The organism is Polaromonas sp. P1_E11, from assembly GCF_056405995.1.
Genome location: NZ_JBFUBA010000008.1, coordinates 26,602 through 48,751, shown reverse-complemented (window position 1 = coordinate 48,751; position 22,150 = coordinate 26,602). Strand labels below are relative to the sequence as shown.

Sequence of the window (22,150 nt, the reverse complement as noted above, 5' to 3'; positions counted from 1 at the left end):
GAAACATCATGCTCAAAGGTAAAACAGCCCTCGTCACCGGCTCGACCAGCGGGATCGGCCTGGGCATCGCCAAGGCGCTGGCAGCGCAAGGCGCCAACATCGTCATCAACGGCTTTGGCGATGTGGACGGCCCCAAGGCCGAGATCGAAGCACTGGGCGTGCGCGTGGCCTACCACGGCGCCGACATGAGCAAGCCCGCCGACATCGAGGACATGATGCGGTTTGCTGCCGCGCAATTCGGCCAGGTCGACATCCTAGTCAACAACGCCGGCATCCAGCACGTGGCTCGCGTGGAGAACTTTCCGGTCGAAAAATGGGACGCTGTGATCGCCATCAACCTGAGCAGCGCCTTTCATGCCACCCGCCTGGCATTGCCTGCCATGCTGGCCGCCAACGGTGGCAAGGGTTGGGGACGCATCATCAATGTGGCGTCGGTCCACGGCCTCGTGGGCTCTGCAGAAAAATCCGCCTATGTCGCCGCCAAGCACGGCATTGTGGGTCTGACCAAGGTCACCGCCCTCGAAAATGCCACCACCGGCGTCACCTGCAACGCCATATGCCCAGGCTGGGTACTGACGCCTCTGGTGCAAAAACAGGTGGACGCCAAAGCCGCGGCCGGAAACATAAGCAACGAAGCCGCCAAGCAGCAACTGCTGGGTGAAAAAGAACCTTCGCTGCAGTTCACCACGCCCGAAGAGCTGGGCGCGCTGGCGGTGTTTTTCTGCTCACCCGCGGGCAACAACGTGCGCGGCGTGGCCTGGAACATGGATGGCGGCTGGGCGGCGCAGTAACAGTTTTTACAGCAGCCGGCTGACGTAGTCGCCAATTGCCAGTGAGCTTGTCAGCCCTGGCGACTCAATGCCAAAAAGATTGACGAGCCCTGCCACGCCGTGATCACGCGGTCCCTGGATCAGAAAATCTTTGGCAGCCTCATGAGGCGCCTGGATCTTGGGGCGTATGCCCGAATAACCCGGCATGAGCGCACCGTCGGCCAATGCGGGCCAGTACTTGCGTACTTCGGCGTAAAAGGCATCGCCGCGCTTCGGGTCCACCACCAGGTCGCCGGGTGAGTCGACCCATTGCACATCGGGGCCGAACTTGGCCTGGCCGCCCAGGTCGATGGTCAGGTGTACGCCCAGGCCGGCGGCTTCGGGCACGGGGTAGATCAGGCGGCTGAAGGGTGAGCGCCCGGGCAAGGTGAAGTAGTTGCCTTTGGCGTAATGGCTGGGCGGCACATGCTGCCCCGGAAAGCCTGCAAAGCGGCTGGCCAGGTGCTGGGCCTGCAGCCCGGCCGCGTTGACGACGGTCCTGGCCTGCAGCTCCGTGCCATCTTCTGCTATTAAATTAATAGCTGCTTGCGCACATTCCGCATGGGCCAGGGGCGAATTGAGCACCACAAGTCCACCTGCATTCTCAAGATCGCCCTGCAGCGCCAGCATGAGGCCGTGGCTGTCGACAATACCGGTGCTGGGCGAATGCAGCGCCGCCACGCATTCGAGTTGCGGCTCCATCGTCCGGGCTTCTTCGCGGGTCAGCAGCACCAGGTCGTTCACGCCGTTGGCGGCGGCCTTTTCACGGATGGCCTGCAGCTGCGCCACCTGAGCCTCGCTGGTCGCCACGATCAGCTTGCCGCAGCGCTTGTGGCCTATGCCGCGTTCCGCGCAGTAGTCGTACAGCAGGCCCTTGCCTTCTACGCAGAGCCGCGCCTTGAGCGAGCCCTGTGGGTAGTAAATGCCGGCGTGAATCACCTCGCTGTTGCGCGAGCTGGTGCCTGTGCCTATCGCGTCGGAGGCTTCCAGCACCATTACCTCCCTGCCCTGCAAGGCCAGCGCACGCGCCACCGCCAGGCCCACCACGCCTGCACCAATCACCACACAGTCGACCTGGTCCATGTCAAACGCCCTCGAAACCTTCAATGACGTTGACGGCATTGGTGCCCAGCGCCGCGGCGGCGTAACCGCCTTCGAGCACAAATACCGTGGGCAACCCCAGCTTGCCCAGCCGCGCACCCAGGCGGATAAAGTCGCCAGGCAGCAGCGCGAATTTGGAGATAGGGTCTTCGGCAAAGGTGTCCAGCCCCAGTGACACCACCAGCGCGTCGGCGCGGTGCTGCTTGATGCGCAGGCATGCCGCTTCCAGCGCCTCAAACCAGCGCAGCACCGTACAGCCGGCGGCCAGCGGCAGGTTCAGGTTAAAACCCTCGCCCTCGCCCGCTCCGGTTTCATCGGCATGGCCCAGGTAAAACGGGTACTCGGTCAAGGGGTCGCCGTGCAGACTCACAAAAAGCACATCAGCACGATCATAAAAAATGCTTTGTGTCCCGTTGCCATGGTGGTAATCCACATCCAGCACCGCCACGCGCGCGGCGCCGCCGTCCCGGAATGCCTGGGCAGCCACTGCAGCGTTGTTCAGGAAGCTGTAGCCGCCCATGAAGTCGGCCCCTGCATGGTGGCCGGGCGGGCGGCTGCAGCAGAACACGCCGCGCGCGGCGGGCTGGCCGGTCGCCAGCAAGGCGGCCGCGCTGGCGGCGGCATCTGCACCGGCCTTGGCAGCCGTCCAGGTCCCCGCGGAAAGCGGTGACCCGTTGTCCATCGAATAAAGCCCCAGCCGTGCGGTGAAATTGACAGGCTCCACGTCGCTGCGCAAGGTACGCACGGGCCAGACGGAGGGAAAAGGCTGGCGTTGATCGTTGCCCTCTTCAAGCGCCACCCAGTCGCGCCAGGCATGCTCCAGAAACGCGAGGTAACGGGCACTGTGCACTTTGGCCAACAGCGCGCGGCTGTCGGCCTGTGGTGTGCGCAGCTCGTGGCCGCGCTCGCTCAGGCGGGCCTTGACGTACTCAACGCGCGCGGGGGTTTCAAAGCACGGCACACGTTCGCCGCGGTAGAACTCGAACGCAGGGGCATGGTCGTGGTGGCTGTCGCTGAAAAAAGTGAGCATGGTGGCTGACGGGTTGGTTTGTTCATGAGCAGGAAGATGTGATGGTGAGTGATGGTGGCCGGCCGCGCGGCGCAGCCTGCGACCATCAAAGTGTGCGCGGGTCGGTCTTCAGCAACACCTCGACCAGCGAGCGTAACGTCGCCTTCAGCGGCCCGGCGCCCGGTGTCATCTCCAGCGTGGTTTCGTCCATGTACAGCTTGCGGTTGATCTCCAGCTGGATGCTGTGCCGGTGCCCGGCCGGGTCGCTGTAGCGGCGTACCAGTTCCACACCTTTATAGGGGTGGTTGTAGGCCACGCTGTAACCACGCGCGCGCAGGTGCTCACACACCAGTGTCGACAACGCCTTGCTGGCAGTGGTGCCTTCACGGTCGCCGACCACAAAGTCCGCATGCGCCTCACCCGGAAAATCGGTGGCGCTGCCCGAAGCCACTGCCGGCATGGAGTGGCAATTGATGTGGATGCTGTAGCCGCGCTGCCGATGGGCGGCATCAATCGCCTGCGCCACGGCGGTGTGGTAGGGCTTCCAGCACTGCTTGATGCGTGCCTGGATTTCCGCCACTCCCAGTTTGCGGTCATACAGCGGCACGCCTTCGTCGGTGGTGCGCCAGATCAGCCCCTTGCCCAGGCGGACCTTGGACATGACCTGAGGATCGTCGTCTACCGGTTCGGGCCAGGGCGCATCCAGCAGGGACACATCCATTTCGGTGGTGTTGCGGTTGGCGTCCAGGTAGCTTCGGGGGAAATGCGCCTCAACCCAATGCGCACCCAATGCCGGCGCAAAGTCATACAGTTTTTCCACATGGGTGTCTTCAGCGCTGCGCAGCACAGCGAGCGCGCAGGCATGCCTGAAATCAGCCGGGTACACCGTCCCGCTGTGCGGGGAATCAAGAACCAGCGGAGCGCTTCCGGGCAGGTAGGTAATGGAGGGCATGCCCTGACTTTAGCAGCAGCACATTGGCAAACCAGCAGTAACGTCCCCAGGTTCAGCCCCTTCGCAAACTTCCGTTTGTCCTACAGCGTTTTAACTTTTAGGCTCACAACAGCGGCATGGTGCCGCCCTTAAATTTCTCAGCGGAAAGCCCGCTAAAACCGCTTTTTCCAAAAGAAAAAGTGCATTCCGAAATTTCAGCCATTGAAGGAAACACCATGCCATCCTTGACCCGCAGACTATCCGCAACCGTGCTGGCCGCCGCTGCCCTGGCTGCGGCCGCAGGGGCCAACGCCCAAAGCGGCTCGACATCGTCCAACACCACGTCCAGCAGCAACTACTCGTTTTACGCACCGGGCTCGCGCTATTTCGGCCTCAATGTGGGCAGGTCCGATTTTTCGCTGCCCGGCGGCGCCGGCGGTTTCGCTTCCGAAAATCACGATACGTCGTACAACATCTACGGCGGCAGCTATTTCAACAACAACTTAGGCCTGGAACTGGGCTATACCGATTTCGGCAAGATCAATCGTGGCGGCGGGCAGACCGATGCAGAAGGCATCAACCTGAGCCTGGTCGGCCGTTTGCCGCTCAGCAATTCCTTCAATCTGCTGGGCAAGCTGGGGACGACCTATGGACGCAGCCATGTGTCCGCCGCACCTGCGTCCGGCATTGCCACAGGCAGCGAAAGCAACTGGGGCGTGTCATACGGCCTGGGTGCCGAATGGGCATTCACCCCGACCCTGTCGGCGGTGCTGCAATGGGACGAGCATGACATGAAGTACCCCGGTGGCAACAAGGAACGCCTCAGCACCACCAGCATAGGCCTGCGCTACCGCTTCTAGGCCGTTGTGGCAGCGTAGCCACCAGCCAAAAGCCCGCATGCCTTTCATGGCATGCGGGCTTTTTTCACATTTTTGATTCACGCACTCGCTATCAATTTCATAGCTTCTTGCGCCCGCTCTTCTTTGCTTTCAAGCACTTTCTTCTTATAAAATCGCCGGCACGTGCGGTGCCAGCATTTCCTGCAACAGCCAGGTTCCGGCACGGCCCAGAGGGCGCTGGCGTGACCACACGGCGTCCACAGGCACCCTGCGCGGCCAGCCGCGCGCATGAAGTTCGACCAGTTTGCCGGTCGCAAAGCGCGTCACCATCCAGCGTGGAATGGCCGCCCATCCAAAACCCAACACCGCCATTTCCAGCAGCATGAGGTAGCTGGGAGCGGACCAGGCGCGGCGCGACTGGCGCACCCCCTGCTCCATCTCTATATAGGTATCCAGCCGCAGCTCCCTGAAATTGGCCAGAACGTCGGGCGCGATGTCTTTCATGCCGGCCAATGGGTGGGCGGCGGCCACAAACAGCGTGATTTCAGACTGCTCGGCAATCGTGGCCGAACCGATGTCCGGCGGATAAGCGCCCTGGGCGGCCACCACGCCAATGTTTGCCCGCCCTGTCTGCACCAACGACACCAGGTCGCCGTGTTCGGCAATCAGGCACTCAAACTCCAGGTCAGGAAAGCTTTTCTCAAAAGCCGAAAGCATTTCTTCAAACCGGTCTGACTGGTAGGTATCTGACCAGACCACGCTGAGCCTGGGCTCCAGGCCGCCCCCAAGCTGACTGGCGGTGCGGTCAAGCCGGTCGCTCGCCGCGAGGATTTCCTGCACCTTGCCCAGCATGACCCGTCCGTGGTCCGTCAGTGCCGGCTTTCGGCTGCTCCGGTCAAACAGATTCAGGCCAAGGTCGATTTCCAGGTTGGCAATCGCACTGCTCACCGTCGACTGGCTTTTGCCCAGTTTGCGGGCCGCAGCCGAGAACGAACCCAGGGTCGCAGCCTCGGCAAAAGCGGTCAAGGCTTCCGGGGAATGGCGCATGGCGGTGTTCTATCTATTTTTTCGATGATTATTGATTTTAATGTATTCGAAATAGCGATGAAAATACGGTTATGGCCCAAAAGCATCTCGCTTCAACGGTCGGTAAATCAGTCACAAAGCGCGTCATGAGTCTCCAAAAATCCCTGAAAGAACGTTTTTTCCATGCCCTCGGTTTTGAAGTCCTGGCCATTGCCATCTGTGCGCCGCTAGGCGCCTGGCTACTCGGCTATTCGCTGGCGCACATGGGCCTGCTGACCCTGATGGTTTCGCTGATGGCAATGAGCTGGAACATGGTGTTCAACGCCCTTTTTGACCGGGCGCAGCGCCGCATGGGCTTTCAGCGCACCCTGGCGGCGCGTGCGGTGCATGCTGTGCTGTTTGAAATCGGCCTGATCATCGCGGTGGTTCCGCTGGCGGCCTGGTGGCTGGACATCGGCCTGTGGGAAGCCTTTGTGCTGGACATCGCTATCGTGCTGTTCTTCCTGCCCTATACCTTCTGCTTTAACTGGGCTTATGACCATGTTCGCTCACAGGTGGTGACGCGCCACGCGCGCAAAACCCAGCAGGCCGGCCGCAAGGCCGACGGGCAGGAGCAGGCGCCCGCCCTGCTTTGCGCAGCGCCTGCCGGCAAGTGCCTTACTTCATCTGCACAGAGCCCGACACGATGACCAATACCGTGCTCTTGCCGGCCTCCACAGGCACTGAAGCATCGGCCATTTCGGCCTTGGCCGACATCGCCATCATGCGGGGACGCGGTGGAGAGCCCTGGTCGTTGGCATTCACCGAGACTTCGCGCAGCGAGTAGCCGGCAAAACCAAAACTGCGAGCCACCTCGCTGGCTTTGGCCTTGAATCGCTCAATCGCGAGCGCCTGTGCCTCGCCCTCGACCTTGGCGCGTTGCTCCCGGCTCAACGCAAAACTGACGCTGCCCATGGTCAGGGTCTGGATCTTGCCCGCCGTGCTGGTGATGCGCGGGAAATCCTTGCCCTCCAGCACCAGCTCGGTAGAGCCTTGCCAGCCATTGATCTTGCCGTCTTTGCCATAGCGCGGATACAGGCTGAAATTCCCGGTGCGCACGTCCATCTGGCCGGGCGCTGCCGCTTGCTTGGCCTGGGTCAGCGCAGTCTCAAGCGCCTGCCTGAGCTGGCTTTGCACGACGCCCGCGTCAGCACCATCACGGGTTGTGGTTAATGAAATCGACAACAGGTCCTGCTGCACCTCCACCGAGCCGCTGACCGATAGCTGGGCCACGTTCTGCTGGGATTCGTGGAAGTTGGTCTGGGCCAGGGCCTGGCTGCCCAGCACTGCGCCTGCCAACAGGACACACAAAGACAAAGCTATCGATTTTGGAGCTCGCATCAAAATTACCTTTCGGGGTGGTTTCAGCCGCTTCTGGTTGAAAAAAACAAGCGTGAAATGGAGGGGGGAATCATGGTGAACATCCGGAAAGCTGCAAACCAAGCAGCTTGTTCACCGCAAGTAACCAGGCGCATTCGCCCGACATTGCTTTTACAAAGGCCCGCCAGCGCGGTACCCCGGGAGCGGCCGATTATTTTTACATGTGTTTTTTCAATCAAATGTAGGCGCATTGCCATAGTCAACACGCACACTTGCATGCGGCCGCAACTTTTGTAACAGTGTGTCAAACCGACTGAAAAAAGCGACATCTCGCCTTTTCAGCCTTCAAAATGGCTCTGTTACAAATTACCAGATGACTATGACCCAAGCTCAACCCAACGCCCGCGCCGACAAAATCCTGATCCTTGACGACGATGCCCGCATTCGCGACCTGCTGCGCCGCTACCTGGCCCAGGAAGGTTTTGAGGTCATCCTTGCCGAAGACAGCAAAGCGCTGAACCGCATCATGCTGCGCGACGCCGTCGACCTGATCGTCCTGGATTTGATGATGCCCGGCGAAGACGGCCTTTCCATCTGCCGCCGCCTGCGCGCCGCCAATGACCGCACGCCCATCATCATGCTGACCGCCAAAGGCGAGGATGTGGACCGCATCGTCGGCCTGGAGGTCGGCGCCGACGATTACCTGGCAAAACCGTTCAATCCCCGTGAATTGCTCGCCCGCATCCACGCCGTGCTGCGCCGCCGGCCGACGGCTGAAGTGCCGGGTGCGCCGTCCAGCGACCAGGAAGTAATTACCTTTGGGCCGTTTTCCTTCGATATGGGCTTGCGCACCCTGCACAAGAACGGCGAAGAGCTGCCGCTGACCACCGGCGAATTCGCCATGCTGAAAACCCTGGTGCGCCACCCGCGGCAGCCGCTGTCCCGCGAAAAACTGGCACAGCTAGCACGCGGACGCGAATTCGAGCCCTTTGACCGCAGCCTGGACGTGCAGGTGTCGCGTTTGCGCAAACTGATCGAAGTGGACGCTGCGGTGCCCCGCTACATCCAGACGGTCTGGGGTATCGGCTACGTGTTTGTGCCGGACGGAACGAACTAGCCCCCACGCTTTTCACTGCGCCTTCGGCTTCGTGTAATGCGCTGCCCCCCCGAGGGGGCCACCCGCCTGCAGTCCGGCAAAGCCGGCCCTGCGGCTCATGCTGGTAAAAGACTACTTCCGCTGGTCCTGCCCGCTGAACTCTTCAACCCGGCATGAGCCGCGGAACTGGCTTTGCCAGGCCGCAGGCGGGCGGCCCCCTCGGGGGGCAGGGAGCTACACAAAGTGAGCGACCATGGGGGCAAGTATGGCGGGCCTGCAACAGGCGGCAACAGCTTGGCTGCGGTAGCTCAGGCTTATCGTGCTAACGTCCATTGATCACAGCGCTCGCGCCCACGTACCCCACTTCCTTATGGACGCTACCAACCCAGTTCCCCTCGAAACCGCCCCGGCCCCGCTGGAAATGCGCCCGCGCAGGGGTTTCAGCCTGTTCTGGCGGACCTTCTTTTTCCTGGCGCTACTGCTGTTCGGCTCCATCGTTGCCTGGCTGCAGACCTTCCGGGCACTCGAATCCGAGCCGCGGGCCATCCAGAGTGCGCAGCAACTGGCCTCGCTGGTCAACCTCAGCCGCGCCGCGCTCCGGTATTCCGATTCCATCGCCCGCGTATCGCTGATCAAGACCCTGGCGGACGAGGAGCGCGTACGCATCACGCCGCGCGAGCCCAAGGACAAGTACGAGCTTTTTGAAAGCGATGAACTCGGTGAACGCACGGCCGAAGAACTGAAGGCACGGCTGGGTGCCGGCACTGTGGTGGCCAGCAATGTCAACGGCCAGAAGGGCCTGTGGGTGGGCTTTACCATCGACGGCGATGCGTACTGGCTGCTCACGGATCCCTCCAAGATCGGGCCCTCACGCAACAGCACCTGGATCATCTGGCTGATCACGGCGGCGGCGCTGTCACTGGCCGGGGCAGCCTTTATTGCCCGCCTGATCAACCGGCCGCTCAAGCAGCTGTCGTTCGCTGCCAGCCGGATGCGGGACGGCGACTTCGATGCCAGCCTGCTGGATGAAAAAGTGGCGACCAGCGAAATCCGTGAGGTCAACATCGGCTTTAACCGCATGGCCGAGCAGCTGTCCAAAATCGAGCAGGACCGGGTCATCATGCTGGCGGGGATTTCCCATGACCTGCGCACCCCGCTGGCCCGGCTGCGCCTGGAAACCGAGATGAGCGTCACCGACATGGATGCACGCGAGCACATGGCGGCCGACATCACCCAGCTGGATGCCATCATCGACAAATTCCTTGACTACGCACGGCCCGAGCCACCGCGGCTGGAGCGGGTGTCACTCAATGCGGTAGTCGATGCCGCCGTGTACGCCATCGCCGACTATGAAGACATGCGGGTCACCGTCACCATCCCGGACGATATGGCGGTGCTGGCCGACGAGGTCGAGTTGTCGCGGGTGATTTCGAACCTGCTTGAAAATGCCAGGCGCTACGGCAAGACACCTGAAACCGGCATTGCCTTGGTTGATATTGCGGCCAAAGGCCGTGACCAGTGGGTACTGATCAAGGTGCGGGATCACGGCATGGGCGTAGCACCCGAGACCCTGTCCAAGCTCACTCGCCCGTTTTTCCGGGGAGACGCCGCACGCACGGCCGCCACCGGCGCGGGCCTGGGTCTCGCGATTGTCGAAAAGACGATTCACCGCATGGGCGGCGTGTTTGGCCTGGCCAACACAGGCTCCGGTGGGCTCGCCGCGCATATCAAGCTGCGCAGGAGCTGATCCCCCGCAGACGGCTGTACGGCTACGCAGCCGGCCCTCAAAGGAAAATTATCCCTCCGCCCAGGCAGGCCGTGCGCGAGCGGCTATCAAAACTATAGCGTTAGAAAAGCAGAACAACAGCCCGGGCTTCCATGCTCAGGCCCTGCCCTACCGGGCCGAGCTTTTCGGCGGTCTTGGCCTTGACGTTCACCTGGCTCACATCCAGCGCCAGCACTTCTGCGATGCGTGCGCGCATGGCCCCAATGTAAGGCGCAAGTTTGGGTGCCTGCGCAATGACCGTGCTGTCGATGTTGCCGATCTTGTGGCCGCGCTCTGCCAGCAGGCGCCCGACCTCCGCCAGCAAGACGCTCGAATCCGCGCCCTTGAAGCGCGCGTCGGTGTCCGGGAAGTGCGAGCCGATGTCGCCCAGCCCCGCAGCGCCCAGCAACGCATCGGTGATTGCGTGCAACAGCACATCGGCGTCCGAATGGCCAAGCAAGCCGACGGTATGGGGAATGTCCACACCACCGATGATGAGCTTGCGCCCAGGCACCAACGCGTGGGTGTCCCAGCCTTCACCGATTCGAAAATTCACGAGGGACATGGATGAGGGCTTTCATAAGATGGTTTGAACAGTCAGGCGGCATTCAGGGGCTGTCGGCAAAACCAGCTACTTCGCCGCTGCGTCTGCGCTGCCAGAGAATCGCTTCCGCCAGAGCGAAATCTTCCGGATAGGTCACCTTGAAGTTCTGCGCACTGCCGTTGACCAGCCTGGGCGATACGCCCATTGCTTCCATGGCGCTGGATTCATCGGTGACAGCGTCTCCTGTGTGCTCCAGCGCATCGATCAGCGCGCCGATACGAAACATTTGCGGCGTTTGTGCCAGCCATTTGTCGCTGCGGTCCACAGTGGCGGCCACGCGGCCGTCCCGTTCGGTTTTAAGCGTGTCCGGCAGCTTTTGAGCCAGCAGGCCGCCCACAGAATCATTGCGGCATTCATGGATCAGGGCCTTGATCTGCCCGGCTGTGACCAGGCAGCGCGCCGCATCGTGCACCAGCACCCAGTCGGTCAGGGCTGCGCCGCCGGGTTGCCGCGCCACCATCGCTTTGAGGCCGTTCAGCACCGTGGCCGCACGGGTCAGTCCGCCACCAACCCACAGGGTTTCGTTCGTGTTGCCGAAATCGGGAAACACCTTCAAAAAATCGTCGTCCGACGGGGAAATGACCACCCACAAACCGGCGAAAGTGCCTGGAAGCGCCCGAAATGCCTCCACGGTATGGCGGACCATAGGGATGCCGTCAATCACCTGGTATTGCTTGGCTTGAGGGGTTCCGGCCCGGCTACCTTGCCCCGCACAGGGTATCAGCACAAAAAAACGGGGTTCGGAACGGTTATTGGCAAGGCTTGTCGTCATAACTTCATCATAGATTCTAAAATCGATGCTTGAACGCATGCAGGCACCCCACTCCGGATGGTTTGGGGTGTCTGGCTTTTGTCGTTTGACTTCGGCCTTTTCCTTTTCTGATTGTTTGAAACGCCCCCAGCCAGCGCACCGATCAATGCACCTACCCCCACTCGTCACCGGCAAACGCTACACCCTGCCCCAGCCCGCCGGTTCCGCCGATGCCCTGCTGCTGGCGCGCCTGGGCACCCGGGAAAAAGCTGCGGGCAAACTCACCGCCATCATCACGTCGGACGCCACCACGGCCCAGCGCCTGATGGACGAGATCGCCTTCTTTGCACCAGACCTGCGCTGCGCCCTGTTTCCCGACTGGGAAACCCTGCCTTACGACACCTTCTCGCCGCACCAGGACCTGATCAGCGAACGCCTGGCCACGCTGTGGCGCATCCAGCAGCGCGACAAGGAAACTGGCGCCGACGTCGTCATCGTGCCGGCCACCACGGCGCTGTACCGCCTTGCGCCGCCCAGCTTCCTGGCGGGCTACACCTTCCAGTTCAAGGTCAAGCAAAAGCTCGACGAAACCAAACTCAAAGCCCAGCTCACCCTCGCCGGCTACAGCCACGTCACGCAGGTCGTCAGCCCCGGCGAGTACGCGGTGCGCGGCGGCCTGATCGACCTGTTCCCCATGGGCAGCCCCGTGCCCTACCGCGTCGACCTGTTTGACGACGAAATCGACAGCATCCGCACCTTTGACCCCGACAGCCAGCGCAGCCTTTATCCCGTGCCGGAAGTGCGCCTGCTGCCCGGACGCGAGTTTCCGATGGACGACGAGGCGCGCGCGCGCTTTCGCAGCCGCTGGCGCGAGCTGCTGGACGGCGACCCGACCAAAAGCCGCATCTACAAAGACATGGGCAACGGCGTAGCCACCGCCGGCATCGAGTACTACCTGCCGCTCTTCTTTGAAGAAACGGCCACCGTGTTTGACTACCTGGGCGAAAGTGCCACCGTGGTGCTGCACGGCGATCTGGAGCCGGCCTTCCAGCGCTTCTGGCAAGACACCAAAGACCGTTACCGGCTGGTACGTGACGCGCCCGACCGCCCGGCGCTGCCGCCAGAGTCACTGTTTCTGGGCACCGAGCAGTTTTACGCACGCGCCAACGACTACGCGCAGCTGGCGATACGCGCCACGGTCGAAGACGTGGCCGACAACGCGCAATTTCAAAAGCTTGGTGAAATGGCCGTGGTGCGCGGCGCCGAAGACCCGCTGGCCAAATTCAAGGGTCACGTCCGCAACACCGCGCATCGCGTGCTGCTGCTCGCCGAAAGCGACGGCCGCCGCGAAAGCCTGCTGGACTTCCTGCGCGCCAGCAGCGTCAGCCCGCCGGCCTTTGATTCGCTTGAAGACTTCCAGGCCAGCGACGAAAAACTCGGCATCGCCACCGCGGCGCTGAACACCGGTTTCAGCTGGCTTGAAGAAGGCATTGACTTCATCACCGAGACCGAACTGTTTGCCGCGGGCGCCACCGTGCGCCGCCGCAACAAGAAGCAGGAACAAGTCAGCGACGTCGAAGCGCTGATCAAGGACCTCTCGGAGCTCAACGTGGGCGACCCGGTGGTGCACAGCGCCCACGGCATTGGCCGCTACCGCGGCCTCATCAACATGGACCTGGGCCAGGGCACCAACGCCGACGGCACGCCGCTGCTGCAGGAGTTTTTGCACCTCGAATATGCTGACAGCGCCACGCTCTACGTGCCCGTCAGCCAGCTGCACCTGATCAGCCGGTACACCGGCGTCAGCGCCGAAGAAGCCCCGCTGCACAGGCTGGGCAGCGGCCAGTGGGAAAAAGCCAAGCGCAAGGCCGCCGAGCAGATCCGCGACTCGGCCGCCGAGCTGCTCAACATCTACGCCCGCCGCGCCGCGCGCGAAGGACATGCTTTCCGCTATTCGCCGGGGGACTACGAGACCTTTGCCAACGACTTCGGCTTCGAGGAAACCGCCGACCAGCGCGCCGCCATCCATGCGGTGATCCAGGACATGATCAGCCCGCGCCCCATGGACAGGCTGGTCTGCGGCGACGTGGGCTTCGGCAAGACAGAAGTGGCCTTGCGCGCCGCCTTCATTGCCGTGACCGGCGGGCGGCAGGTAGCCCTGTTGGCGCCCACCACCCTGCTGGCCGAGCAGCACTACCAGACGCTGGTGGACCGCTTCGCCAAATGGCCGGTGAAGATCGCCGAGATGAGCCGCTTCCGCTCGGGCAAAGAGATTACCGCCGCCATCAAGGGCCTGGCCGACGGCACGGTCGACATCGTGGTCGGCACGCACAAGCTGCTGAGCCAGGACGTGAAGTTCGAGCGCCTGGGCCTGCTCATCATCGACGAAGAGCACCGCTTCGGCGTGCGCCACAAAGAGGCCATGAAGGCGATGCGCGCCGAGGTCGATGTGCTGACGCTGACCGCCACGCCGATTCCGCGCACATTGGGCATGGCGCTTGAAGGCCTGCGCGACCTGAGCGTGATCGCCACTGCGCCGCAGCGGCGCCTGGCCATCAAGACCTTTGTGCGCAGCGAAAACAACGGCGTGATCCGCGAGGCCGTGCTGCGCGAGTTGAAGCGCGGCGGCCAGGTCTACTTCCTGCACAACGAGGTCGAGACCATCCAGAACCGGCGCGAAAAGCTCGAAGAAATATTGCCCGAAGCCCGCATCGCCGTGGCACACGGCCAGATGCCCGAGCGCGAACTCGAGCGCGTGATGAAGGACTTCATCGCCCAGCGCTACAACCTGCTGCTGTGCTCCACCATCATAGAGACCGGCATCGACGTGCCCACCGCCAACACCATCGTGATGAGCCGCGCCGACAAGTTCGGCCTGGCACAGCTGCACCAGCTGCGCGGCCGCGTGGGCCGCAGCCATCACCAGGCCTACGCCTATTTGATGGTGCCCGACATCGAGGGCCTGACCAAGCAGGCCGGCCAGCGGCTCGAAGCCATCCAGCAGATGGAAGAACTCGGCTCGGGCTTTTACCTGGCCATGCACGACCTGGAAATCCGCGGCACCGGCGAAGTGCTGGGCGAAAACCAGAGCGGCAACATGCTCGAAGTCGGCTTTCAGCTCTACAACGAGATGCTCAGCGAAGCGGTGGCCTCACTCAAGGCCGGGCGCGAGCCCGACCTGCTGTCGCCGCTCAGCGTGACCACAGAGATCAACCTGCACGCCCCGGCCCTGCTGCCCAACGATTACTGCGGCGACGTGCACCTGCGCCTGTCGTTCTACAAGAAGCTGGCCACCGCCAAGAACACCGACCAGATCGATGCGCTGCTGGAGGAAATCGTCGACCGCTTCGGCAAGCTGCCGCCGCAGGCACAGACGCTGATCGACGTGCACCGCCTGCGCGTGATCGCCCGTCCCTATGGCGTGGTCAAGGTCGATGCCGCGCCCGGCGGCATCAACATCACCTTCAAGAAAGACCCGCCCATCGATTCGATGGCCATCATGCACCTCATCCAGAAGAACCGGCACATCAAGTTGGCCGGCAACGACAAGCTGCGCATCGAGCGCGAGCTGCCCGAACCCAAAGACCGCGCGCAAATGGTGCGCGACATCCTGCGCTCTCTCGGCCAACCCAAAACCCCCTCCACCACAGAAGCAACGCCCGCATGACCCCCGCTGAAATCTCCCCCGGCCTTGTCGTCAACGTCTCTACGCCAGACCTCAAGCTCAGCAATTTCAGGCTGATCGCCTTTGACATGGATTCCACACTCATCAACATCGAATGTGTGGACGAAATCGCCGACGCTGCGGGCCGCAAGGCCGAGGTAGCCGCCATCACCGAAGCCGCCATGCGCGGCGAGATCACCGATTACAAGGAAAGCCTGCGCCAACGCGTGGCCCTGCTCAAAGGTGTGAGCGTGGCCAGCATGGACGAGGTGTACCGCGAGCGCCTCAAGCTCAACCCCGGCGCGGCCGAGCTGGTGCATGCCTGCAAAGAGGCCGGCATGAAGGTGCTGCTGGTGAGCGGCGGCTTCACCTTTTTTACCGACCGCGTGCGTGACGAGCTCGGCATCGACTACACACGCTCCAACGTGCTGGAGGTGAAAGACGGCTTTCTCACCGGGAAGATGGTCGACCAACCCTGGGGCGACATCTGCGATGGCGAAGAGAAGCGCAAGATGCTGCTCGAGACCTGCGGCAATCTGGGCGTCAACCCGTTGCAGGCCATTGCCATGGGCGACGGCGCCAACGACCTGCCCATGATGGGCGTGGCCGGCCTCTCGGTGGCCTACCACGCCAAGCCACGGGTGCGTGAGCAAGCCATGGTGGCCATTAATGAAGGCGGACTGGACCGCCTGCTGGAGCTTTTCAGCTGAGGCCGTCACACTTCGGCCGACGCATCAATCCTCCCCCAATAAATCAACGATCCCGCAGCCATAACGCCTTATAAGCAGAGACCTGAACCAAAGACAAACGACATCCATGGGTTTTTTCAAACGATTCGAAAGCCAGCTTCCCGCCTACCCTGACGCCGACCCCTCCTTGCCGCCCAAGGGTTTCATGGCCTTTCTGTGGGCCTGCACCGAAGGCGCGCGCGGCTACATCCTGCAGCTGGCGCTACTCTCGGCGGTGATGGCGGTGTTTGAGGCCTTGCTGTTCGCCATGCTGGGCCGCATCGTCGACTGGCTGGGCGCGACGGCGCCCGCCAACCTGTGGGTCGAGCACGGCAACGCACTGGGATGGCTCGCCTTCATCGTGGTGGCCAGCATCGCCGCCGTGGCGCTGCAGACCACCGTGAAGCACCAGACACTGGCCATCAACTTCCCGATGCGGCTGCGCTGGAACTTTCACCGCCTGATGCTGGGGCAAAGCATGTCCTTCTACCAGGACGAATTCGCCGGCCGGCTGACCACCAAGGTCATGCAGACTGCACTGGCGGTGCGCGACACGCTCTTCGTGCTGGCCGACGTGCTGGTGGCCATGGGCGTCTATATCGCCACCATGACGGTACTGGCCGCCGCCTTCGACACGAAACTGGTGGCGCCCTTCCTGGTCTGGCTGGCGCTCTATATCGCCAGCCTCTTTTACTTTGTGCCGCGGCTGGGCCGCATCGGCAAGCAGCAGGCCGACGCCCGCTCATTGATGACGGGCCGCATCACCGACGCCTATACCAACATCACCACCGTCAAGCTGTTCTCGCACACCCGGCGCGAAGCCGGCTTCGCGCGCGACGCCATGAGCGAATTCATGAAGACCGGCTACACCCAGATGCGCCTTGTCAGCGCGTTCGAGATCGTCAATCACGCCCTCAGCATGGGTCTGATCCTCGGCATGGCCGGCACCTCGCTGTGGCTCTGGCACCTGGGCCAGGTCGGCGCGGGTGCGGTGGCCGCGGCCACCGCCATGGCGCTGCGCCTGCAGGGCATGTCGCACTGGATCATGTGGGAGACCACCAGCCTCTTTGAAAGTGTGGGCACCGTGCAGGACGGTATCAATACGCTTTCACGGCCGCACACCATCGTGGACGCGCCCGATGCGACCGCACTGGACGTGCCGCGCGGCGAAGTGCGCTTTGAAGCCGTGAACTTCAGCTACGGCAAGAATAAACCAGTGATCGACCAGCTGACACTGACCGTCAGGCCCGGTGAAAAAATCGGCCTGATCGGACGCTCGGGCGCCGGCAAATCGACGCTGGTCAACCTGCTGCTGCGGTTCTATGACCTGGACGGCGGGCGCATCCTGATCGACGGCCAGGACATCGCCACCGTGACGCAGGACAGCCTGCGCGGCCACATCGGCATGGTGACGCAAGACACCTCGCTGCTGCACCGTTCGGTGCGCGACAACATCACCTACAGCCGCCCCGGCGCCACCGACGACGACATGCGCCTGGCCGCGCGGCGCGCCGAAGCCGACACCTTCATCGCCGACCTGACCGACCCGCACGGCCGCCACGGCTACGACGCCCACGTGGGCGAACGCGGTGTGAAGCTCTCAGGCGGGCAGCGCCAGCGCATCGCGATTGCGCGCGTGATGCTGAAAGACGCGCCCATCCTGCTGCTGGACGAAGCCACCAGCGCGCTCGACTCCGAAGTGGAAGTCGCCATCCAGAGCAGCCTGAACACTTTGATGCAGGGCAAGACGGTAATCGCCATCGCCCACCGCCTCTCGACCATCGCCGCAATGGACAGGCTGATCGTGCTCGACCAGGGGCGCATCGTCGAAGAAGGCGACCACCGCAGCCTGCTGGCCAACGGCGGCCTGTATGCGCGGCTCTGGGCTCACCAGAGCGGCGGCTTCCTCAGCGACAACCTGGAAGAAGAAGAGCTGGCAGCTTGATGCTGCTGGCCGCGCCGGGTACCCGCGCCTTAGGTACTCATCTGGGGCGGGCACTCGTTTGCTATTGTTTTAATAGCTGCCTGCGCATGTAATGAAAGGGCTAGAGCCCGATTTGGCTCACAAAAAAGCCTCAAAATACCTGAACCCGGAGGCTGCGGCACTCATGCCCGATTCAGGCTTTCTCGACCACCGGCCGCCCCGCCTGCACCGCAAACTGCGCCAGCGTCTGCACACCGCTATCGGTGCGCGTCACGTCGCTCACCACGCGCAAGGTGGTGGTGAGCTTGCGCGGGGTCAGTTCCACCACGCCGTAGCCTTTGCGTTCTGAGTCCGCAAATACAAAGTGTGGGTTCTCGGCGAGGTAGTCCGGAATTTTCGCGTTGCCGGCAGAGCGGGACGTGATGCTGGTGCCGCAGAATTCGGTGCCCACTGACGGGCTGGCCGCATCCGCGTAGTCGGCCTTGACGTGGCCCACCCAGTTTTCGTGCACATCGCCGCCCAGGATGACCGGGTTCGCCACGGCGTGCTTGCGCAGGGAGTTGGTAAAACGCGTGCGTGCCGCTGTATAACCGTCCCAGCCGTCGTTCCAGAAAACCTGCTCAGGCCCACGGCGAAAGTCGCGCTGGCCAAAAAGCGATTGCTGGCCGACCAGATTCCAGCTGCTTTCCTTGCTGGCGGCCCTGCTCCATTCAGCGTCCAGCCAGCTTTCCTGCTGCGCCCCCAGCATGCTGCGGGCCGGATCTTTCCAGGCAGCGCAGGTGGCCGGATTCAGTGTGCCGGAGCCAGCTTTGCCGTCCCGCGTGCAGACCTGCGCGTCCTTGTATTGGCGGGCGTCGAGCATGTAGAGCGAGGCCAGGCGGCCGTAGGGAACGCGCTGGTAAATGCGCATTTCTGCACCGCTTGCCAGGCCCGCCAAAGCCCGGGTGAGCACCGAGGTGCGCACCGGCATGTGTTCATAAAAAGCCTGGTAAGCGGCGGCGCGGCGGACGGCAAAGTCCGGCACCGGCGGCCCGCTGTTGCCGGGCGTGGCGCCCGCGTAGTCGTTTTGCACCTCGTGGTCATCCCAGGTCACCAGCCAGGGGCAGGCTGCATGCATGGCCTGCAGGTCGGCATCGCCCTTGTGCAAGGCATAGCGTTGCCGGTAGTCGTCCAGCGTGACCACCCAGCCTCCCGTAGGCACGCGTACGGCCTGGCCAGCGTTGGGGTATTCATAGATGTAGTCGCCCAGGAACATCACCAGGTCGAGATTCTCGTCACGCATGTGCCGATAGGCGCTGTAGTAGCCGTGCTCCCAGCGCTGGCAGGAGGCATAGGCCAGCCGCAGCCGCCCCACAGCGGCATCGGGCGCCGGAAAGGTGCGGGTGCGGCCGATGGCGCTTACCGCATCGCCCACCGCAAAGCGGTAGAAATACCAGCGGTCAGGCTGAAGACCCTGCACTTCCACGTGCACTGAGTGCGCCAGGTCGGCCAGAGCCTGGGCGTGCCCCGACTGCACGATGTGGGAAAACCGGTCGTCGTGCGCGACCTCCCACCGCACGGCGACGGGCCCCTGCTGCAGCCGCATGGCATCTTCGTTTTGCAAGGCAAGCCGCGTCCACAGCACGACTGAGTCATGCGTGGGCGAACCACTGGCGACACCGAGTGTGAAAGGGTTGTCGCCGAATCGTGCCTGAGCGGATGCACTGCGAGGCAAATAGAGGCCTGCCCCTGCCGCCGCCAGCGTCTGGAGCAGTTGACGCCGCTGGATCGGGGCAGAAGCCGTCATGACACCGACCTTCAGCGCCGGTTCGGCAGGCGCACGGTAAAGCAGGTGCCGTTCCCCGCGCTGCTCTTTACGGCGATGGTGCCGCCGTGGATGTCTACCGCGTTGCGCACGATCGCCAGCCCGAGCCCGGTTCCCTGGATGGTGCCTACGTTGCTGGCGCGATGGAAGGACTCAAACAGGTGCGGCAATTCTTCTTCGGGAATGCCGATGCCCTCGTCGGCGACTTCGAGGACGGCCATGCCCTCCTCATCGCGCACCTTGAACAACACGAGGCCGCCCAGCGGCGAATACTTGACGGCGTTCGACAGCAGGTTACCGAAGATGTGCCGCAGGAGTTTTTCGTCGTACATGCCCAGGCCCGGCCCGGCGGTGTATTCCAGGCGCAAGTCGCACAGGCTGTCGGGCTGCTGCATGCGTGCCTCTTCGAGCAACTGTTCGCACAGCTTTTGCAGGTCCAGCGGGTGCGGCTCGAACTCCAGCATCTGTGCATCGGCCTTGCCCAGCAGCAGGACGCGGTCCAGCATGCCCGTCATGCGCTTCACGCCGGCGGCAATGCTGTCCAGGATTTCCAGCTTTTCGTGCTCCGGCAGCCGGCTGCCGTAGTGCCTGAGCAATTCTTCTGCAGACAGGATGCCGGACAGCGGCGTTCGGAACTCATGGCTGGTCATGGCCACGAAGCGGGTGCGCAGTTCGTTGAGCGCCTTTTGCTGCTCCAGCGCTTCGTGCGTGTCTGCTTCTGATTTTTTCCGCTCTGTGATGTCGAGGAAGGCCCAGATCACGCCCGAGTCCGGGTCTCTAGGCTGGATGCAGCTGCCAGCCATCTCGGCCCAGAAGAGCGTGCCGTCGCGCCGCTTGAGCTGGCGTTCTGCGATGTAGCTTCCGGTGTCTATCAGTGTCTGGCGTGCTTCCCGGCCGAATTGCTCCCAGGTGGCCAGGTCCGGGTGGATATAGCTGGACGGCTGGCCGATCAGGGCCTGGCGCGGGCTGCCCATGATCTGGGCGAATTTCTCGTTCACCCATTCATGGCGCCGGTTCACTGACAGCACGATTCCCACCAGCGCGCTGTTGAGAATGGCCTCGCGCTCGGACGAAGTGCGCACCAGTTGCGCCTCCAGCTCTTTGCGCTGCGTGATGTTGACGATCACCCAGACGGTGCCCTGGCTGAGGTCGCGTTCGCTGACGGACTTGCCCGACAGCGACACCCAGATCCGTGTGCCGTCGAACTGCTGCACCTGGATCTCGGCTTCGTAGTTTTCGCCTCGTGCGATGCAGGCTGCCACTTCGCCGCCCACGCGGATGTATTCCTCGCGCGAGAGGTAAAACGGTTCCATCGAGGTGAGCGGGTTGCTGCCGGCGCCAAAGACTTTCAGCATGGCCTGGTTGGCCCAGCGGAAACGGCCGTCAGGCGTAAGAAAGGCGATGCCGACGATGGAATTCTCGAGGATCATCTCGCGCTCTTTGAGTTGCGTGCGAAAGTTCTCCTGCGAGGCGCTCAGCGCCTCCACCATGGCGTGCTCGGCCAGGGTGCGGGCCTGGGCCTGCTCTTTTTCCTGCCGGGTGACGTTGATGCGGTCAGCCAGCGCAAACGACAGCACCACCATTTCCAGCGCCGACCCGATCAACAGCGAATTGGCCGTGAGCACATTCGACGGCAGGACACCCGTGTTGTGCAACGCCAGCGTCACCACACCCACCAGCAGCAGGGCCCAGGCCGCCAGAAAATACCGGGCCCCGGGATGCCCCATGCGCAGGCTCAGCAGACCCACCGCGACCAGCGTGGTGACACTGAAAACCGCCAGCACGGTCACCATCCATGAAGACACCACATAAGGCATCGTAAAAGCGGCCAGCAGGGTCAGCAGCCAGCCGCCCACCAGCGCCTGTATAAAGCGGTCCATGCGCGGCATCTTGAGTGCGCTGGAAAGAAAGCTGCGTGCAAACAGCAAGCCGAAAGATGCGGTCGCCGCCATGCCCGCTGGGGGCGAAATGCTGTTCCACCAGGTAAGGCCCGGCCAGATGAATTGCGCGCCAAAACCCGTTAGTGCAGCCTGCGCGATGGCCATGCAGCCGACAAATGCCACATAGATCAGATAGGCCCGGTCACGCACCGAGAAAAACAGCAGCAGGTTGTAGAAAAAGAGCCCGACCAGCAAACCAAAATAGAGGCTGATCGTGGCGTATTCAGCCTGGTCGTGCCGCCACAGCGCCGCAGGCTGCCAAAGGCGGACGGGCGCAGACACCGTGCCGTCCGACGTCACCCGAAGGTAGAGCGTATTGACGGCACCGGGCTTGAGACGCACCGGCATCACATGGTTGCGGTGCACCACGGCCCGATCGGCAAACGGCAACAGGTCACCGCCCACCTGCCACACAAAGCCGCCCTTGCCGTCCGGTGAATACAGCTCCAGCCGGTCCAGCGGCGGATAGGCCAGCTCCAGCATCCAGTCTGCGGGTGTACTGCGTTCGGTCCGCAGGTTCACGCGCAGCCAGATGGCCGAGCTGGTCAAACCAAAGTTGGTGGCCGAGCCGGTTTGCGGCACCGGCTGAAAGCGGGCCTGGGCGTCCGGTTTCAAAAGGTCGGCCAGTGTCAGCTCGCCGCCGGCGTCTTCAAGGTAGGTAAACGACTGGGACAGTACATATCTGTCGTCGCCGCCGATGATGATCTCCCCCGCTTCGGGGCGCTCCTGCGCGGGCTCCTGCGGCTGCGCCCAAACCAATGGCCCGGCGCCCATCAGCAACAGGGCAAGCACAACCCGAA

17 protein-coding genes are annotated in these 22,150 nt (G+C 62.9%); 8 read left to right on the top strand and 9 right to left on the bottom strand.

Going from position 1 to position 22,150, the window contains the following annotated elements:
* Nucleotides 1-8: 8 nt before the first annotated feature.
* Complete coding sequence (locus AC1D11_RS21100) at nucleotides 9-791, top strand: 3-hydroxybutyrate dehydrogenase (RefSeq protein ID WP_477649166.1); 783 nt, start codon at nucleotides 9-11, stop codon at nucleotides 789-791.
* A gap of 6 nt (nucleotides 792-797) precedes the next feature.
* Here AC1D11_RS21100 and AC1D11_RS21095 read toward each other — a convergent pair whose 3' ends face one another.
* The 3 genes from AC1D11_RS21095 to AC1D11_RS21085 form a co-directional block, all read right to left on the bottom strand.
* Nucleotides 798-1,892: an NAD(P)/FAD-dependent oxidoreductase gene (locus AC1D11_RS21095; protein WP_477649167.1), complete on the bottom strand. Its 1,095-nt coding sequence runs from the start codon at nucleotides 1,890-1,892 to the stop codon at nucleotides 798-800.
* A gap of 1 nt (nucleotide 1,893) precedes the next feature.
* The gene (locus AC1D11_RS21090; RefSeq protein WP_477649168.1) at nucleotides 1,894-2,940 is read right to left on the bottom strand and encodes a histone deacetylase family protein; all 1,047 of its coding nucleotides are present in this window, start codon (nucleotides 2,938-2,940) and stop codon (nucleotides 1,894-1,896) included.
* 85 nt (nucleotides 2,941-3,025) lie between these two features.
* Nucleotides 3,026-3,871, bottom strand: a complete 846-nt coding sequence (locus tag AC1D11_RS21085; RefSeq protein WP_477649169.1) for an N-formylglutamate amidohydrolase — start codon at nucleotides 3,869-3,871, stop codon at nucleotides 3,026-3,028.
* 215 nt (nucleotides 3,872-4,086) lie between these two features.
* On the opposite strand from AC1D11_RS21085, the gene AC1D11_RS21080 reads away from it, so the two are divergent.
* Complete coding sequence (locus AC1D11_RS21080) at nucleotides 4,087-4,710, top strand: outer membrane beta-barrel protein (protein ID WP_477649170.1); 624 nt, start codon at nucleotides 4,087-4,089, stop codon at nucleotides 4,708-4,710.
* 144 nt (nucleotides 4,711-4,854) lie between these two features.
* On the opposite strand, the gene AC1D11_RS21075 is transcribed toward AC1D11_RS21080, so the two are convergent.
* On the bottom strand, nucleotides 4,855-5,736 hold the full coding sequence (locus tag AC1D11_RS21075; protein WP_477649171.1) for a LysR family transcriptional regulator: 882 nt from the start codon (nucleotides 5,734-5,736) through the stop codon (nucleotides 4,855-4,857).
* Between the two features lie 125 nt (nucleotides 5,737-5,861).
* On the opposite strand from AC1D11_RS21075, the gene AC1D11_RS21070 reads away from it, so the two are divergent.
* Nucleotides 5,862-6,404 (top strand): multidrug/biocide efflux PACE transporter, encoded by a 543-nt coding sequence (locus AC1D11_RS21070; protein ID WP_477649172.1) that lies wholly within the window; start codon nucleotides 5,862-5,864, stop codon nucleotides 6,402-6,404.
* Here the strand turns inward: AC1D11_RS21070 and AC1D11_RS21065 are convergent.
* Nucleotides 6,373-7,095: an SIMPL domain-containing protein gene (locus AC1D11_RS21065; protein WP_477649173.1), complete on the bottom strand. Its 723-nt coding sequence runs from the start codon at nucleotides 7,093-7,095 to the stop codon at nucleotides 6,373-6,375. The genes AC1D11_RS21070 and AC1D11_RS21065 overlap by 32 nt on opposite strands.
* 358 nt (nucleotides 7,096-7,453) lie before the next feature.
* Between AC1D11_RS21065 and ompR the strand changes: the two genes are divergently transcribed.
* A complete protein-coding gene (gene ompR, locus AC1D11_RS21060; RefSeq protein WP_007866319.1) occupies nucleotides 7,454-8,191 on the top strand; it encodes an osmolarity response regulator transcription factor OmpR in 738 nt (245 codons plus the stop codon).
* A 349-nt stretch (nucleotides 8,192-8,540) separates the two neighbouring features.
* Nucleotides 8,541-9,917: a sensor histidine kinase gene (locus AC1D11_RS21055; protein WP_477649174.1), complete on the top strand. Its 1,377-nt coding sequence runs from the start codon at nucleotides 8,541-8,543 to the stop codon at nucleotides 9,915-9,917.
* A 100-nt stretch (nucleotides 9,918-10,017) separates the two neighbouring features.
* On the opposite strand, the gene ispF is transcribed toward AC1D11_RS21055, so the two are convergent.
* Nucleotides 10,018-10,500 carry a 2-C-methyl-D-erythritol 2,4-cyclodiphosphate synthase gene (gene ispF, locus AC1D11_RS21050; RefSeq protein ID WP_477649175.1) on the bottom strand — a complete coding sequence of 161 codons (483 nt, stop codon included), beginning with the start codon at nucleotides 10,498-10,500 and terminating at the stop codon, nucleotides 10,018-10,020.
* Between the two features lie 43 nt (nucleotides 10,501-10,543).
* Nucleotides 10,544-11,311 (bottom strand): 2-C-methyl-D-erythritol 4-phosphate cytidylyltransferase, encoded by a 768-nt coding sequence (ispD, locus tag AC1D11_RS21045; RefSeq protein ID WP_477649176.1) that lies wholly within the window; start codon nucleotides 11,309-11,311, stop codon nucleotides 10,544-10,546.
* Nucleotides 11,312-11,456: 145 nt separating this feature from the next.
* Here ispD and mfd point away from each other — a divergent pair, with 145 nt between their 5' ends.
* The 3 genes from mfd (at nucleotide 11,457) to AC1D11_RS21030 (ending at nucleotide 17,627) form a co-directional block, all read left to right on the top strand.
* A complete protein-coding gene (mfd, locus tag AC1D11_RS21040; RefSeq protein ID WP_477649177.1) occupies nucleotides 11,457-14,957 on the top strand; it encodes a transcription-repair coupling factor in 3,501 nt (1,166 codons plus the stop codon).
* Nucleotides 14,954-15,664 (top strand): phosphoserine phosphatase SerB, encoded by a 711-nt coding sequence (gene serB / locus AC1D11_RS21035; protein ID WP_477649178.1) that lies wholly within the window; start codon nucleotides 14,954-14,956, stop codon nucleotides 15,662-15,664. The genes mfd and serB overlap by 4 nt, the downstream gene beginning before the upstream one ends.
* A 106-nt stretch (nucleotides 15,665-15,770) precedes the next feature.
* Nucleotides 15,771-17,627 (top strand): ABC transporter ATP-binding protein, encoded by a 1,857-nt coding sequence (locus AC1D11_RS21030; protein ID WP_477651252.1) that lies wholly within the window; start codon nucleotides 15,771-15,773, stop codon nucleotides 17,625-17,627.
* Nucleotides 17,628-17,799: 172 nt separating this feature from the next.
* Here AC1D11_RS21030 and AC1D11_RS21025 read toward each other — a convergent pair whose 3' ends face one another.
* Together AC1D11_RS21025 and AC1D11_RS21020 are read right to left on the bottom strand one after the other, a co-directional pair.
* On the bottom strand, nucleotides 17,800-19,392 hold the full coding sequence (locus tag AC1D11_RS21025; RefSeq protein ID WP_477649180.1) for an alkaline phosphatase D family protein: 1,593 nt from the start codon (nucleotides 19,390-19,392) through the stop codon (nucleotides 17,800-17,802).
* Between the two features lie 11 nt (nucleotides 19,393-19,403).
* Entirely contained in the window at nucleotides 19,404-22,142 is a 2,739-nt protein-coding gene (locus AC1D11_RS21020) for a 7TM diverse intracellular signaling domain-containing protein (protein WP_477651486.1), read from the bottom strand.
* Nucleotides 22,143-22,150: the final 8 nt, after the last annotated feature.